We start from the raw sequence: 16,952 nt of genomic DNA, 5'->3' as shown, positions 1-16,952 counted from the left end.
ATTATAGTAGTAATAATTTAATATTATTAATTAAAATTAAAATAATTAATAAAAAACAAGAAAAATAAGTATTATTTTCTCTTTTATCAACCGACATCAAAATACCGTACTATATTTGCCATAAAAAAAGCTGTCTCATTTCTGAAACAGCTTTTGTATAATTTAAAATCAATAATTAGAATTTAATTACAGATTTCATTTTTTCGTTTTCTTCCATTACCAATTCATCATCAACAAGGATTTTTCCAGAGTGCTCATCAATAATGATTTTCTTTCTCTGAGCAATTTCCATTTGCTTTTGAGGAGGGATAGTGAAGAAAGATCCTTTTGGAGCTCCTCTTTCTAATCCTACAACAGCAAGACCGTTGATAGAGTTTGTTCTGATTCTGTTATAAGAAGCCAATAATCTCTCATCAATTTTAGCTGCGAATTCTTTAGACTGCTCTAAAAGGTATTCTTCTTCTTTCTGCGTTTCAGAGATCAAACCATCCAATTCTTCTTTCTTGAATTTCAAGTGGCTTTTCAAATCGTCGATCTTAGCATTCAGTTCAGCTAAAGTTTCGTTTTTGTGAGCAATTTTAGCTCCGAATTCTTTAATTCTTTTTTCAGCAAGCTGAATTTCCAGCTCCTGGAATTCCATTTCTTTTCCTAATGCTTCAAACTCTTTATTGTTTCTTACATTATCCTGCTGAGATTTGTATTTCTCAATTAAAGTTTTAGCATGGTTAATTACTTCATGCTTTGTTTTGATCTGATCGTCCTGCTCTTTGATATCAGCATGAAATTTTTCAGCTCTTTTTTCAAGACCTTCGATCTCAATTTCAAGATCTTCAACTTCAATTGGCAATTCTCCTCTAGTATTTCGGATTTCATCCAATCTTGAATCAATGATCTGTAAATCGTATAAAGCTCTTAATTTTTCTTCAACTGAAATATCGTTGGTTTTTGCCATATTTAAATGAAATAATTTACTGGGTTTGTTTTTTCAATAGATTTTGAAATTGCAAATGTACTAAATTTTTGTGATAAAATTTCAAATAATTGTTGGGTAACAAATTGTTCTGATTCATAATGTCCTATATCACAGATCAGCATTTTAGACTCAGCCAGAAAATAGTCATGATATTTAAGATCTCCGGTAAGGTATGCATCACATTTCCTGGAGGCTGCAGATCTTATCCCACTTGCTCCTGAGCCTCCCAGCACCCCTACTCTTTTGATTTTTTTATTATTAAATGAAGAATGTTTTATCACCTCCAGACCAAATTTTTCTTTTACCAACCTGAGGAAATCTTTTTCATCCATTTCTTCTTCCAGATCACCATACATGCCTAATCCGGCATGATGATTTTTATTATCCAGACTATAAACCTGATAGGCTACTTCTTCATAAGGATGTGCAGCCTTCATGGCCCCCACAATCTGCCCTTGTTTAAACCCTTCAAAAATTACAGAGATCATATCTTCATCTGCATTTTCGCGAATTCCCTGCTGTCCCGAAAACGGATTTGCACCTTCTACAGGCCTGAATGTTCCGTTACCGTTCACCGTAAAACTGCATTCATCATAGAATCCTATATTTCCTGCTCCGGCCAGGAACATCGCTTCTTTTACTTTTTCTGAATATTCTTTGGGAACAAAAACCGTCAACTGTTTTAAATTATTTTCCTTTGGCTGAAGAATCTTCTTATTCTTTAGTCCCAACTGGCTGCATATCCCGTGGTTCACCCCAAAGAAATCATTATCAAATGCAGTGTGGACGGCATAGATGGCTACTTTATTTTCAATAGCTTTTAAAACAGCTCTCTCTACGTAGTTCTTTCCTGTTAAGGATTTTAGTCCGGAAAATATGATGGGATGAAAGCATACTATCAGATTACAGTTTCTCTCAATCGCCTCATCTACTACATTTTCCAGGGCATCATGGCAAACCAGAATTCCTGATACATCACGGTCATAAACTCCACACAGCAATCCTACATTATCAAAATCTTCTGCCTGTCTGATGCTTATCTCCTCTTCAATCTTTGCAATTACAGTTTTTAGCTTCATTAATTTATATTTTACGGTTACAGCGAAGATATTGATTTTACTAAAAATCCGGAAAAAATTCTACAACATTAAAACCCGGCTTTCTTAACCGGTTTCATTTTGATGTTAAAAAGAATAACATAAGACTGTTAATCTTTAAAAAGAGATACCCTGGTAAAGGATTCTATTACCACACTGCAGTTTATATCAGACTCCATAAAAAGATGATAGCCTTTTCCCGGATCAAGACTCGCAGGGGCTGCAATGGTATAGAAATAAAAGATAAGAATGTTATTTATTCGTGTTTTTTTAATTTGTTATAATTAAAAAAACAAGTAATTAATTTAAATAATTCACTTTTCAATGACAGGTTTTTCGTTAACATTTGCAAGATTCTTTCAACAATCATATATTTACCGTATGCTTTATGGAAATTATTAACTTCGCCGTGAAATAACCTTATATAAATGGAAAGAGAACATGATCTGATTCCTGAGGATGCTCTTTGGAAAAGATTCCTTTACCGGATAATTTATCGCTCCGATACGAAGCTTGGAAAACTGTTCGATATCATATTATTATCGTTAATTCTTGCAAGTACTGCAATTATTATGATGGAAAGCGTACCTAAGCTTGATAAAAGATTCCATTATACTTTTCTGATTCTTGAATGGGTGATCTCAATTTTCTTCACCCTGGAATATTCTATGCGCATTGCGGTGGTAAAAAATAAACGGAGTTACCTATTCAGTTTTTTCGGAATTATTGATTTTCTGGCTCTTGTTCCTTTCTTCCTTAGTTTTTTCTTTCCTATTACTAAGTATTTCCTTATTTTCAGGATGCTGAGAATGTTGAGAATCTTCAGGATTTTCAATTTGCTGGATTTTATGAATGATGGATATTTAATTGTAAGGGCTTTAAAGAACAGTTCAAGAAAAATTTACATCTTCCTTTTGTTCCTGATTATTTTCTCGGTTATTGTAGGTTCGCTTATGTTTATGGTAGAGGGTGGAAGACAAGGTTTTGAAACTATACCGCAGTCTATTTACTGGGCGGTTGTCACGGTAACTACTGTAGGTTATGGTGATGTATCGCCTATTACGCCTTTAGGGAAGTTTTTCGCTGTTGTTCTGATGCTGGCGGGTTATTCTATCATCGCAGTTCCTACCGGTATTGTAACAGCGGAAATGAGAAACAAAAGACAAAATCTGGAAATGATATGTGAACGCTGTGGTAATGAAGATATTGATGATGATGCAAGGTATTGTAAGAAATGTGGCAAGAAATTAGCTTAATATCTTGGTATAAGTAAAATTTATTCACCAAATACCTCAAAATCATGGAACCTAAAAAGAAAAACAGACCGAATAGCTTAGTAATTATTCTTTTTGCATTGATTGTACTCATGATCATTATCTACTTTATATTAGTAATGTTCTTCCCTACTGTTTTTGACCTTATGAATAAAGGAGAAATACAGCCTGTACCCAATAAATGATGAGTAATGGGTAATAAGTGACAGGAACAATTTATAATCAACCAGAATTTTCAGAACAAAATAAAAAAGATGAGTGAACGATTTTACTCATCTTTTTTCATCAATACTTTTCAAATCAAATCCTATACAATCTTCATAAAAAAGACGGATCATCAATGATCCGCCTCCCTTTTTATTTAAATGATGAATTATTTTTTAATGGCTTTGATCGTCTGCTTAGATCCGTCTTTCATTTCAAGTGTTACTAAGTAAACTCCTTGCATTAAATCTCTTAAATGGATTGTAGATTCAGGATTAGCAATTGTTTTCACCAGTCTTCCAGCAGCATCTGTCACAGATACATTTTTTACATTTTTCACATCAGAAATATTCAGTGCATCCGTAAATGGATTAGGATAAACCTGGATAGTATTTCTCGCAATAGCCACCTCAGATGTTGCCAGATTAGCGTTGTTAATGCTAATATCGTCAATATACAGATTATACTGATCCGGATCTGAATACGCATTAAATCCAAAGAAATACACCCCTGTTGTAGGAACTGTAAACGTTATAGATTCTGTATGGGCCATTCCATCATTGATTGAAGGATAATCTGCTATAGAGCCTGTCATAGCTGCTGCTGCTGGTGAAGTTCCATAGGCAACTTTCAATTTTTCAGCATAAGTTGATGAGTTATTACCATATTTATAACTGATTGTATACTGCACTCCTGCGGTTAAGTTCAATCCTTGTGTAAAGAACCATGCATTTCCAGAATTGGAAGAGTTATACTGGTACTTCAACACATTGGTAGTGAATCCCTGGCTATCGGAAGGAGGGTCCATTGTTTCCCAATCGTTTCCTGTTCCGGCATTAATATTAATTGTACAACCAGGCAGATCTGGAACAGTCACGTTTTCAAAATCTATCGTATAAGGAATATTCACACTTGAACACAATGTTGTAAAAGTAGCATGATCACTCCATATACTTTTACTTGTTGCACTGCATGCAGATCTTACCCATACATAATAAGCAGTGGAGGCAGCTAAACCAGGAATATTGTAAGTGGTTGCTGTAACTCCTGTAAAATTAGGCGTGGTTGTTGCTGTAGGTGCTGTATTGGTTGTGCTGTAATAAATATCATATCCATTTGCAGGTACAGGGGTAGCCGCTGTCCATGAAACCGTAGCTCCTGCAGCAGTAATATTTGAAACAGCTAATGCATTAGGTTCGCTACAAACTGGTGCTACATCTATATTGATATCATCAACATATAATTGATTCATGTTCGCATCAGAGTATGCCTGAAATCCAAAATAATAAACTCCTGTAGTTGTGGGTGTGAAATTCGCAAAAGCACTTGTTGCTGTGCTGACAACAATATTTGAATGATCAGCTAATGTATTGGTCATTCCTGCTCCTGTAGCTGTAGTGCCGTAAGCCACTTTTAGTTTTTCAGCATATACAGTTCCTTCTGCATTTGCATATTTATATTTAATTCTGTAGGTTACTCCTGCAGTAAGATTAATACCATTGGTGAAAAACCAGGTATCCGCATTATCAGCATAGTCGTAAGAATACTGAAGAACATTCCCTGTGAATCCCTGAGCATCCAGATCACCTGTCTTCCACATATTTCCTGCACCATCATTAACTACTGAGGTACAACCTGGGATATCAGGCGGGGTTATACTTTCAAAATCCAATGCGTATGGTACTCCTACAGCAACACACGACGTCATAAATGTTGCCATTTGAGACCATGCACTCTTATTTGAAGAACTGCATACAGAACGTACCCATACGTGATAAGTAGTTGCTGGAGCAAGTGAAGGCAGATTGGCAGTTAATCCGCTGCTTGTTCCGGAAACCACTGTAGCAGCAGTAGGATATGCACTGGAAGTTGAATAATAATATTCATAACCGCTTCCTGGCGCTGAAGATGGCGCTGTCCATCCTACCTGGGCAGAATTGGCAGTAACAGCAGAAACAGTTAAAGCAGATGGTGCAAAACATGTTGGAACAGCACCGATTACGACCGTATAATCGTGAGCTTCTCCATATCCATTTGTATTACAAGGAATAGGATCACTGGAAAAGCGATCTGCTACCCTCATTCTATAAGTACCCGGAGTAACTGTAGAAGGAATTGTTATAAGTCCTGCGGTTATATTGTTTCCCCCCACAAGCGTACTACTTGCAGAAGCTACAAGTTCCGGAGCTGCATCATCAAAAGTTCCGTCGTTATTGAAATCTATCCATATACGTACATTCTGATCACTGTAACCATGTTTAACGCTAAAATCATAACTTAAACCTGCACTCAGGTTGATCGTCATAGAGGTATAATCTCCATAGGCATCAGTAGAACAACCTGTATTAGAATGATCAAATCCGGCACCCGGAATTGCAAAAGTATCTATCACATCCCCTCCACTACAGCCACTAGCAAACGCAGGTGTACAATACGTCTGCGCAGAGGATAAAAAGCCAGTCATTAATAAGCCAACGAGTAAAAAATTTTTCATATAAATCAATATTATTTACTCAAATCTAGTGAAAATCAACAACAAAAAAAATATTTTTTTCATCATATGACAACAAATACAAATTTTCTTTTAACAAAAGATAATTTCACTTGTAAAAAAAAGACTGCTCGAAATGAACAGTCTCTTTTTTCTATTTATAAGAAATTATTTTATCTCTTAATTGCTTTAACGGTTTGTTTAGATCCGTCTTTCATATTCAAAACAACCAAATACAATCCTTCTTTAAGGTCTCTCAACTGAAGTTCAGAGGAAGGTTTTTCAATGGTTTTAATCAATCTTCCGGAAACATCAACAATTGAAACAGACTGCACTTTGGATACATCAGAAATTGTTAGCGTATCAGTAAACGGATTAGGATATACATTAATCTTATTTTCTTTTACTGTAGTTTCAGAAGTTGCCAGATTAGGGTTTTGTTTTATTTCAACATTATCTAAAAGAACATCATCATAGTAATATCCATTACCACTCACATTTTTATCTACAGTAAACCTCACCTGAATAGTTGCTCCGATATAAGAAGCTGCTAATGGAACAGCAACTGTTCTCCATTGATTTAAGTTGGTATTATCACTAAAGATGGCTACCCAGCCGTTTCCATCATTTACTTCAACGGTAAGCTTATTATTATCATAAGTAGAAGGTGAAACCGTAGTAGTAGATACTGTAGAGTGATTTTTAAACCAGTCAAAAGAAACAATAGGTGCAGTTAATCCTGTTAAATTTACAGAAGGAGTAACCAATTGCACGGTATTAACACCCGCTCCAGCATATGGTGAACTTGCGTCTACCCAAGCGTACGTACCTGCAGCCTTGCCGTTATTAGCCGGACTTGCACCATAATCTGCACTTCCTGCAAATTTCCAGAAAAGAGTAGCATCAGTAGTTGTTGCTGCAGGATTTATATTATTCCAGCAGTTTGGTGCTGCTCCACTATCAAAGTTCTGAACAAAAGGTGCCGTAACAGTTCCACAAAGAGTATTAAATGTAGCAACAATACTCCATGCACTCTTATCAGAAGAACTACAAACCGATCTCACCCATAAATAATAAGTAGTAGAAGGAGAAAGTCCGGATAAAGGAGCTGAAGTTGTAGTACTCGTTCCTAAAGCTGCAGTAGACGCTGTAGGAGCTGTACTGCTTGTAGAATAGTAATATTCATATCCAACTCCAGGAGCGGTAGCTGGGGCAGTCCAGGAAGCATTTGCTGCATTGATTGTCATCCCTGAAACAGTAACAGCCAATGGTTCAGAGCAGCTAGGAGTCACATCTATATTGATATCATCAACATAAATCTGGTTCATATCAGCAAGAGAATATGCCTGGAATCCTATATAATAAACACCTGTTGCACTTGGCGTAAAGTCTGTAAAAGTATTTGTAACAGCTCCTCCGATAATATTACCATGATCTGCTATGATATTCGTCATTGCTGCACTTGTAGCGGAAGATCCGTAAGCAACTTTTACTCTTTCAGGATATTGTGTTGTACCAGTTGCATTTGCATATTTATATTTAATTCTGTAGCTAACTCCAGCTGTAAGATTCAGCCCTTGTGTGAAAAACCATGTATTGGCAGCATTAGAACTATTATAGGAATAATTAAGCACTTTCCCTGTAAAACCAGTCGGAGCCGTTGCTGTTTTCCATAAATTTCCGGAACCACTGTTAACCACTGTTGTACAAATTGGTAATGCAGGTGTTGTAACGTTTTCAAAATCTAAAGTATAAGGTAAATTAGATGAATTACATATGGTCTGGAATGATCTTACCGTACATGCAGTAGCAGGCCCTGCAATATTAGCTGTATAAGCAGTTACAGAATAATAATAAGTAGTAGCAAAACTTAAAGGAGCAGCGAAAGTGTAAGAATTATTAGCTCCACCAGTAATATCTATATCTAGAATATCATTTCCTCCTGAGGTAGTTCCAACTTTCAGTTTGTAGCCGGCTGCGCCATTTATTGCATTCCATGTGATCGTAGGTGTTACACTTACTCCTGTAGCACTGGATGCAGGGGCTGTAACAGTAGGACACAGACCAAGTGTTGTAAAGTTAGCAGAGCTTGACCAAACTCCTTTATCTGTCCCATTACAGTTTCCTCTTACCCAATAATAATACTGAGTTGAAGGAGTCAGACCAGATATATTAGCTGTTGTTACGCCAGCAACTACAGATCCTGAAGGCGTAGCCGTTGCAAGCGGAGTTGTTGAAGATGTGGAATAATAATACTCATATCCATTACCTGGAGGTGTTGTAGAAGCTGTCCAGCTTATTGTTGCTGATTCAGGAGTCACAGCAGAAGAAGAAAGACCTGTTACCGTACTTGCACAGTTAGGTGTAGTTGTAAAAGACCCTGAGGAGATATACCCATTCCCCGTTCCGGCTGCATTTGGAATATGAGAATATATGGATTGCACTGATCCATTTAAAGCCTGAACCTGAACCTGATAGCTCGTATTCTGAGTCAGACCTGAAATTGTAGCTGAAGCGGCAGAAACCGGATTACCAACAAGATCGGTCCAATCACAGCTTCCAACTTCTCTATACTGAACATTGTAAGCTGTTGCACCTGTCGGAGCCGTCCAGTTTACAGTGGCAGCATTATTAGTAATTGCAGTGGCAGCCGCAAAAGTCCTAACCGGAGCCTGTGTGCCTGGTGTCCATTTATATTGCAACCCAGCCGGGATTTTAACATTAGCATTGGTTGTACTGGAAAAAACCATTGTGCTGTTATTAGCATTACCGGTAACAGCTTTAGACCAATCGCAGGTAGTTCCGGACGGTACGTTTCCTATCATCAGGGAATTTACATTGGATGCAAAGGTAGTACTGTTTCCTCTTATCCCTACCTGTGGAGTACTTCCTGAAGTACTGGTTCCCGGATCTGTACAGCTTCCATAAATGATCTTTATTTCACCAGTAGCGTAAACCAATCTGATTTGAAAATTTAATTTTTCTGTAGATCGGTTAAAGTAGTTGGCATGATCCTGCCACTGTACAACAAATTCAGTTCCGAGATCCTCATATCGAACTTCATGATTTCCTGCTGGCTGAGTTGTATCTGATGATGAAAAACCTCCATCCTGTCCAAAAGCAGAAATTGCTCCTGTAGTAGAACCCAAAGAAGACAAAGGAGTATAATTTGTCCCGGAAGGAGCCGCTCCAAATGTTATAAATCCATTGGCACTCACATAGCATGTTGTCATGGCAACACCTCCAAAATTAAAAGGAGAAGACAGTGGAATCGCTGCAGATACATCATTGTCGTAAGTAGTGTTAGTCCCGGAAGGGAATAATTTCGTACCTCCTGTAATGGAAGTATAAGCCACCCCGGTACTTTTTGAAAAAGTATAGTTGGCGACATCAGTTTGTGCATAAACTCCCATACTCACGGAAGCTAAACACGAAAGTAGTAATTTCTTCATAAAATAGTAATAATAATAGTTTGGGCGGTAAATTTATAAATATTAATTTAATTTTTAAACGAAATATTTAAAAATACCACAAAACATTAAATAAAAAATAAAAAAATAGCTATTAAAATACAATAAAACCAAACGTTTATTTAATTTTAAGATTTATTTCATAATTCATTGAAAAATATTAATTAAATGATAATCAGATATTTAATTAATATACAATTAAAATAGACTTCAGATTTTTTTTCTATTTAACATAAAAAACTATTTAAAATTTTTCATGAATATTAACAATGTATAAACAAAAAAAGAGTGACATAAGCCACTCTTTATATATTATAATCTACTATTCTAGTTTAAATAAAACTCATATTTATTCAGAAGCTGAATTTCTTTAATCAGATCTCCATTGAGATCCACCGAATGCTTCATAGACTGCACTTCAATATGAGAGTCATCTTCGAGGTTTTTGATAAAGAATTTCAGTTTTTGATTTCCTTTATTTCTATCGAGAACCGTTCTGAAAAAATCAAGATCTTCAGGCCTTACATCCATTACATCCATTACTAAAGATATACTTTTAGCAAATCGTTCAAATGCTTCCTGAAGTTCTATCACATCATTTACATTCACGAAGACTCTTCCATCTTTTACCTGAGCAAATTTTATTTTAAAAATAACAAATCTCTGAACTTCCAACTTCTCTTTCAACCTCATATAGTCCCTATCTCCAAGCCTGAATGAGTATGAACCTGAATAATCTTCCAGAGTAACAAAAGCTACTTTCTCACCACTTCTGAAACCATCCTGAACTCTATATTCGGTAATAAGGCCGGCTACAGTATATTCTTTTCCGCCACCTCCATTTTCTCTTTCTTTCTGAAGGGTTTTCCAGTCTTTCTTTTTCTCTTCAAATAACTCTTCCTGTTTATTCGAAAAAGCCTGTTCTTTGTAAGCATCTACCTCATCCAGATTCAGGAATAAGAAATTTCCTTTTGGCTCTGCTTTTTTAGTCACTTCTTCTACTACTTCTTCTTCACCCGCCACTACATCATCCGATACAATTTCCGTAAGATCTGCAGCTTCATCCTGGGCGTCCTGTTCCAAAACAGGCGCTTCATCTGTTACTATTTTATCTTCATCATTTTTCTCAAGAACCGATTTTTTGGAAAGCTGTCCCTGCATAAACTGGAACTGATACTTAAACTCATCCAGCGGATGCGCAGAAAGATAGAAACCAATAATCTCTTTTTCTTTATTAAGCTTATGCATATTCGGCCATTCGGGGCATGGTGCTAATTTTGGCTGTTCAATCTGAACTTCTTCTGCAAAATCTGCAAATAAAGAATGTTCCATTTCATTTTTGCTTTCCTGAAAGCTCTGTCCATATCTGATCAGTCTTTCTAGATTTGTCTTTCCAGCCATATCAATATCAAAATACTGTCCTCTGTGAAAAGCATCCAATTCGTCAAAAGCACCAGCAAGCACTAAACTTTCAGCTACCCTCTTGTTCATCTGTGAAGGCAATATCCTTTCAAAGAAATCGTAAATATTCTTGAATCTTCCGTTTTCTCTTTCTCTTGTAATTGCTTCACTTGGCCCTTCGCCAATTCCTTTAATAGCTCCCAATCCGAAACGGATCTGCCCTTTTTCGTTTACAGAGAATTTGTATTGAGATTCGTTCACATCCGGCCCTAAAACATCTACTCCCATACTTTTACAATCTTCCATGAACATGGTAATTGAATCTGTATTGTTAATGTTGTTACTCATCACACTCGCCATATATTCTGCAGGATAATTGGCTTTTAAAAATGCCGTTTGATAAGCAATGAACGCATAACACGTTGAGTGGGATTTATTGAAGGCATATTCTGCAAAGGCCTTCCAGTCATTCCAGATTTTCTCTAATCTCTCTTCATTCAGGTTGTTCTTTCTACCTCCTTCAATGAATTTCGGGTACATTTTATTAAGAACGTCAATCTGCTTTTTACCCATTGCTTTTCTCAAAGTATCGGCTTCACCTTTCGTAAAGTTGGCCAGTTTCTGGGACAAAAGCATTACCTGCTCCTGATAAACGGTAATCCCGTATGTTTCTTTTAAATATTCTTCTGTTTCCGGTAAGTCGTAAACAATTTCTTCAATTCCATGTTTTCTGTTGATGAAGTTTGGAATGTATTTAATAGGGCCAGGGCGGTACAATGCGTTCATGGCAATAAGATCGGCAAAAACTGTCGGTTTAAGCTCCCTCATGTATTTTTGCATCCCGGGACTTTCATACTGGAAAATTCCCACTGTTCTTCCTTCTTTAAACAATTGATACGTTTTGGTATCATCAAGCGGGATAAGATCAGGATCAATATCTATATCATATCTTGCTTTTACCAGCTTCAATGCATCTTTAATGATAGTCAATGTTCTCAACCCAAGGAAGTCCATTTTCAAAAGGCCGGCACTTTCCGCAACGGAGTTATCGAACTGAGACACCAGAATATCTGCATCTTTCGCCGCTATTGTCACCGGAACCAGATTACTCACATCTTCCGGTGTAATAATAACACCACAGGCGTGAATTCCGGTATTTCTGATACAGCCTTCCATCTTTTTGGCACTTGCCAAAACTCCGTGCCGTGCATCATCAGGACTGTTAAGAACATATCTCATCTCATCAACAAGCATCTGTTCTTCCGGTTTTAATTTATCGTATTTCGCTAAGGCTTTTGCAATGTTCATTCCCGGACTCGGAGGAATCAGCTTGGCAATATTATTGGTATCAGGAATCGGAACATCCAAAACTCTTCCGGCATCTTTAATAGCAGATTTACCACCCAACACCGAGTAAGTAATAATCTGTGCTACCTGAGTTTTCCCGTATTTTTCAACTACCCATTTGATAATTTTATCTCGTCCCTCATCATCAAAGTCAATATCAATATCAGGCATGGAAATCCTTTCCGGATTCAGGAATCTCTCAAAAAGGAGATCATATTTAATTGGGTCCACATTGGTAATTCCGATGCAATACGCTACTGCTGATCCTGCGGCAGAACCCCTTCCCGGGCCAACCCAAACTCCCATATTCCGGGCTTCATTACAAAAGTCCTGTACAATGAGGAAGTACCCTGGATAACCGGTATTGGCGATAACCTCAAGCTCAAAGTCAAGACGTTCTTTAATTTCATCTGTTATTCCGGTTTCTACATATCTTTTCTTGGCTCCTTCATAGGTAAGATAGGTAAGATAAGCCATCTCCCCTCTTTTTCCTCCGTCTATATCATCTTCTGCATGAATAAACTCTTCCGGAATATCAAACTTAGGAAGAAGTACATCTCTTTTTAAAGTATAGGGTTTAAATTTTGCCGTAAATTCTTCATAAGCATCAAACGCATCAGGATAAGCTAAAAAGGCTTCTTTTATTTCATCGGAACTTTTGATATAATACTCACCTGTCGCAAGACCTCTTCTTTTACCAAATCCTTTTCCAACGGGTGTTGTTAGTTTTTCCCCATCTTTAATACAGCTTACAATATCCTGGATATTAGAATCATCCTTATTGGTATAAAAAGTTTCGTTCTGAGCCAGGATTTTAACATCGTATTTATCCGCCAGATACAACAGAACTTCATTTAAATGTTCTTCTTCAGGCAGTTTATGATTCTGAATCTGTACATAAAAATCATCCTCAAAGGTCTCTTTCCACCATTTGAAAAGTTCTTCCCCTTTCTGCTCACCGGTATTTAAGATCGCATCAGGAATATCTCCCATAATTCCGGAAGTTAAAGCAATAACCCCTTCTTTATATTGGGCTATCAACTCTCTGCTCACCCTTGGAACTCCAAAATAGAATCCTTTCAGGAATCCGATGCTGGAAAGTTTTGCGAGATTTTTATAACCGTTAAAATCTTTTGCCAACAGCACTACCTGAGTTCTCCTGTCCGGATCATCTTTGGTGAACTGCTTTTGCTCGTAACGCTCCGAAATATAAAATTCGCAACCTACAACTGGGATAAGTGGTTCGGAAGCAGGCTCAACTTCATTAAACTCTGTTCCGTTTTCTTCTGCTTCCTGTTTTTTTGCCAGGTATTCTTTATGTTTCTTTGCCCTGTCACCATTAGCACCCTCCACTGCTGAAACGAATTTAAAAGCACCCATCATGTTTCCCAAGTCCACCATACCTACGGCAGGGAAGTTTTCCTCAGAAGCTTTTCTAATCAGATCATTGATGCTTGAAGTAGCAGTAAGTGTGGAGAAAACACTGTGATTATCAAAATTGAAATATTTACCTAAATCAATCTCATCAATACTTCCGAAATCCTGCTGCTTTTTCTTATTATGAAAATCTGCAACCTGCCTTCTGATAACAATATTGAAAGGCTTGACAGGATCCGGATAAAGACTTCTGAAATAAGCGAGCTGATCTTCGGAAATCTTTAATGTTTCAGCGGGTACTACTCCAATTCTTACCATTTCAAAGAAAGCCCTGGCAGTAGCATTTACGTCGGCAGCAGCATTATGGGCTTCATCAAATTTGTTTCCAAAAAGTTTTTCATACAATTCTTCAAGTTTCGGGGGCTTGAATCTTCCTCCACGTCCTCCGCCAAGCTGGCAGAAATCGGTTCCCAAAATCATGGTATCTGCTTTGGGTTTTTCCTGAAGGTTATCCTTCATGTTTTTTCTGTAAAACTCTGCTCCTACAATATTATAGTCGAATTCTACATTATGTCCGGATACAACTCTTACTCTTTCAAGAACTTTAGAAAACTCTTCAAGAATCTCTTGCAGATCCCGTCCTTCTTCATTGGCAATCTTGGTTGTGATCCCGTGAATACGTGCTGCGTTGAAGGGAATATCATACCCTTCAGGTTTTATTATATAATCCTGGTTTTCAATCAATTTTCCATCATCATCATGCACCTGCCATGCAATCTGAACCATTCTTGGCCAGTTATCCGAGTCTGAAAGCGGAGCGTTGAAATTTTTTGGTAAACCGGTTGTTTCTGTGTCAAAAATTAAATACATATAATGTTCTAACTTTTATATAAAAAGAGAATGTAAAGTTACTCCATTTTTTCCAATTATTAGTTTATGATAAAACACAAAAACCTACAACATTCAGAATAGTTAAACAGTTATTTTTTGTAAAAAAACAACCGACTCAAATAATGTTGAAATAAAATATTAAAAATTAATTAAAAAAAATTAGAATTATTTACCAAAAATTATCAATAATTAAATATTCACCATATATTTGAAGGATTACAATTTTAATATTTCAACAACTAACATGAAGAAACATCTACTTCTCATCAGCACATTAGCAATAGCTTTAGTAAGTGCACAAAACAACGATGGTTTAAAGAGAGAATTTGAAAGGCAAAACAAAGAGAATAATGAAAAGTTTGACTCTTATGTTTCAAAAAGATTTGGTAGTGATAGAAATCCTGAAACTCAAAAAAAAATTCAGGAAATGAGAGAAAATCTGGCAGGGTTTAGTGGAAATGTTCCAAACTTTTATCAGTCAGAAGATCAAACTCAAATTTTAAATAACAATGTTGATGCCTTAACAACTGCGGGAGGTGTTAATGGACTAGCCGGATCATTTAAAGGTGAAGGAATTGTATATGCAATTTTTGACGGGGGCAGAATTTATGAAGCTCATACTGCCTTCAATAATGCAGCAGGCAGAATTTCCAATAAAGAAGCAGCAACTAATGCTTACAGCGCACATTCAACAGGAGTAGCAAGTATTATCGGTGCAAAATCTTCACCTTTGTCAGGTACAAGTAATGGAGTAACAATCACAGGAAATGCAATGGGAATTGCATTAAATTCTACAATGGATTCTTACAGATTTGCAACAACAACACTGCCGGGAAACTCATCTACAAGTACTGTATTTGATAAAATATTGCTAGCTCAACCTAAAATATCCAATCATTCTTATGGTGTAAATGCTGCCTGGGATTATAAAACTACGGCAAACGGATATCCTGCCAACGGATGGTATTGGGGAGGAAATTATATTTCAGGAACTAATTACGATCTAATGGGAACTTATTATACAAATGATCGATCTTATGATGCTATCGTGTATAATAACCCAACGTATACTATCGTGAAATCTGCCGGAAATTATTTCGGATTCGGACCAGGATATTCAGGTAGTACCACAACAGCTTATTATTATAACGGATCAGGATATTCTACTTATGCAACAGGTACAGAACCACCTGCTAACTGTGCACAGGGCTATGACTGTATAGGTTACAGCTCATTGGCTAAAAACATTATTGTAGTTGGCGCAACTGATCCTATTACAACAAACAATAATAGATATACTGCAGCTACAGATGTTTTAAAATCTGATTATAGCAGCGCAGGTCCTAGAGATGATGGTGGTATAAAACCAGATATTTCTGCTCCAGGTACCGATGTTTGGATGGCTTCTACAGCAGAAAATACAACAGGAAGTATAACTTGGCAAATTAATAGCGGAACCTCAATGGCAGCTCCTCAGGTAGCTGGGATTATTGGACTTTGGATGCAGATTTATAAATCTTTATTCAACAATGCTCAGCTTATTGCTTCTGCTTCAAAAACTTTAATGGTGCACTCAGCTCTTGAAGCTGGTCAGATAGGCCCAGATCCATGGTACGGCTGGGGATACATCAATGCAAAAAAAGGTGCTGAACTTCTTGTAGGAAAATCCAACAACACTATCATATTTAATGATGAAACATTAAATAATGGTAGTATTAATACTAAAACAGTTAAAGCATCAGGATCTGAACCCTTAAAAGTAACCATATCCTGGATTGATCCGGAATATACCAATATTACGAATCAATGGGATAATTTATACAACAACAGAGTCTCAAGACTAATTAATGATTTAGATGTAAAGATTATCAATACAGCAAACAATACAACATACCTTCCTTGGAAACTGAATGCAAACAATCCTATGTTGCCTGCAACAAAAGGAGATAACACAGTAGATAACGTAGAACAGGTAGTTATTGACAACCCAACACCAGGAGCTGTTTATAGAATTGAAATTTCCCATAAAGGAACATTAAAAAATAACGCTTCCCCAAGTGTTACTTCTCCCCAAAACTACTCTGTCATCGTAACAGGATTTACCGAAGTACTGGGAGCTAAAGAGACCGGATTTGCAATGAATGCTGTAACAGTGGCTCCAACTGTGGTAAAAGACTTTACCAATATATTAAAAGCTCCTAAAAAGTCGACTTTTAATGTTTATGATCTTTCAGGTAAAAAACTACAAACAGGTATTATTAACAATGATAAAGAAGCAATAGATTTATCCGCCTACACAAAAGGAATTTACATCATTGAAGTAAAAACAGACAAAGATGTTATTTCTAAAAAAGTGATCAAGGAATAACCTATATCTACAAAGATTTTACACAAAATACTAACAGTTGTTAGTATTTTGTTTTTTTG

At 36.7% G+C, this 16,952-nt stretch carries 8 protein-coding genes; 3 read left to right on the top strand and 5 right to left on the bottom strand.

Annotated features, from left to right (window positions below):
- Nucleotides 1–175 precede the first annotated feature (175 nt).
- Both ACODR7_RS07970 and ACODR7_RS07965 read right to left on the bottom strand, forming a co-directional pair.
- The gene (locus tag ACODR7_RS07970) at nucleotides 176–952 is read right to left on the bottom strand and encodes a zinc ribbon domain-containing protein (protein WP_488838558.1); all 777 of its coding nucleotides are present in this window, start codon (nucleotides 950–952) and stop codon (nucleotides 176–178) included.
- Nucleotides 953–954: 2 nt separating this feature from the next.
- Complete coding sequence (locus tag ACODR7_RS07965) at nucleotides 955–2,052, bottom strand: Nif3-like dinuclear metal center hexameric protein (RefSeq protein WP_488838557.1); 1,098 nt, start codon at nucleotides 2,050–2,052, stop codon at nucleotides 955–957.
- 446 nt (nucleotides 2,053–2,498) lie between these two features.
- On the opposite strand from ACODR7_RS07965, the gene ACODR7_RS07960 reads away from it, so the two are divergent.
- Both ACODR7_RS07960 and ACODR7_RS07955 read left to right on the top strand, forming a co-directional pair.
- Nucleotides 2,499–3,326, top strand: a complete 828-nt coding sequence (locus ACODR7_RS07960) for an ion transporter (protein WP_488838556.1) — start codon at nucleotides 2,499–2,501, stop codon at nucleotides 3,324–3,326.
- Nucleotides 3,327–3,370: 44 nt separating this feature from the next.
- Nucleotides 3,371–3,529, top strand: coding sequence for a hypothetical protein (locus tag ACODR7_RS07955; protein WP_156121462.1), 159 nt, complete (start codon nucleotides 3,371–3,373; stop codon nucleotides 3,527–3,529).
- Between the two features lie 188 nt (nucleotides 3,530–3,717).
- On the opposite strand, the gene ACODR7_RS07950 is transcribed toward ACODR7_RS07955, so the two are convergent.
- From ACODR7_RS07950 to dnaE, 3 genes are all read right to left on the bottom strand, one after another.
- A complete protein-coding gene (locus ACODR7_RS07950) occupies nucleotides 3,718–6,042 on the bottom strand; it encodes a GEVED domain-containing protein (protein WP_488838555.1) in 2,325 nt (774 codons plus the stop codon).
- Nucleotides 6,043–6,212: 170 nt separating this feature from the next.
- Complete coding sequence (locus ACODR7_RS07945) at nucleotides 6,213–9,491, bottom strand: fibronectin type III domain-containing protein (RefSeq protein WP_488838554.1); 3,279 nt, start codon at nucleotides 9,489–9,491, stop codon at nucleotides 6,213–6,215.
- Between the two features lie 345 nt (nucleotides 9,492–9,836).
- The gene (gene dnaE, locus ACODR7_RS07940; protein ID WP_488838553.1) at nucleotides 9,837–14,504 is read right to left on the bottom strand and encodes a DNA polymerase III subunit alpha; all 4,668 of its coding nucleotides are present in this window, start codon (nucleotides 14,502–14,504) and stop codon (nucleotides 9,837–9,839) included.
- Nucleotides 14,505–14,769: 265 nt separating this feature from the next.
- On the opposite strand from dnaE, the gene ACODR7_RS07935 reads away from it, so the two are divergent.
- A complete protein-coding gene (locus tag ACODR7_RS07935; protein ID WP_488838552.1) occupies nucleotides 14,770–16,893 on the top strand; it encodes a S8 family peptidase in 2,124 nt (707 codons plus the stop codon).
- The last annotated feature ends 59 nt before the right edge of the window (nucleotides 16,894–16,952 follow it).

It is taken from the genome of Chryseobacterium sp. FG46, assembly GCF_057809135.1.
This window is presented reverse-complemented; position numbering and strand designations above follow the sequence as displayed.

Coding starts and splice junctions, on each gene's coding strand:
- dnaE (WP_488838553.1), bottom strand. CDS start 14,504: ATGTATTTAATTTTTGACACAGAAACAACCGGTTTACCAAAAAATTTC.
- ACODR7_RS07970 (WP_488838558.1), bottom strand. CDS start 952: ATGGCAAAAACCAACGATATTTCAGTTGAAGAAAAATTAAGAGCTTTA.
- ACODR7_RS07945 (WP_488838554.1), bottom strand. CDS start 9,491: ATGAAGAAATTACTACTTTCGTGTTTAGCTTCCGTGAGTATGGGAGTT.
- ACODR7_RS07960 (WP_488838556.1), top strand. CDS start 2,499: ATGGAAAGAGAACATGATCTGATTCCTGAGGATGCTCTTTGGAAAAGA.
- ACODR7_RS07935 (WP_488838552.1), top strand. CDS start 14,770: ATGAAGAAACATCTACTTCTCATCAGCACATTAGCAATAGCTTTAGTA.
- ACODR7_RS07965 (WP_488838557.1), bottom strand. CDS start 2,052: ATGAAGCTAAAAACTGTAATTGCAAAGATTGAAGAGGAGATAAGCATC.
- ACODR7_RS07955 (WP_156121462.1), top strand. CDS start 3,371: ATGGAACCTAAAAAGAAAAACAGACCGAATAGCTTAGTAATTATTCTT.
- ACODR7_RS07950 (WP_488838555.1), bottom strand. CDS start 6,042: ATGAAAAATTTTTTACTCGTTGGCTTATTAATGACTGGCTTTTTATCC.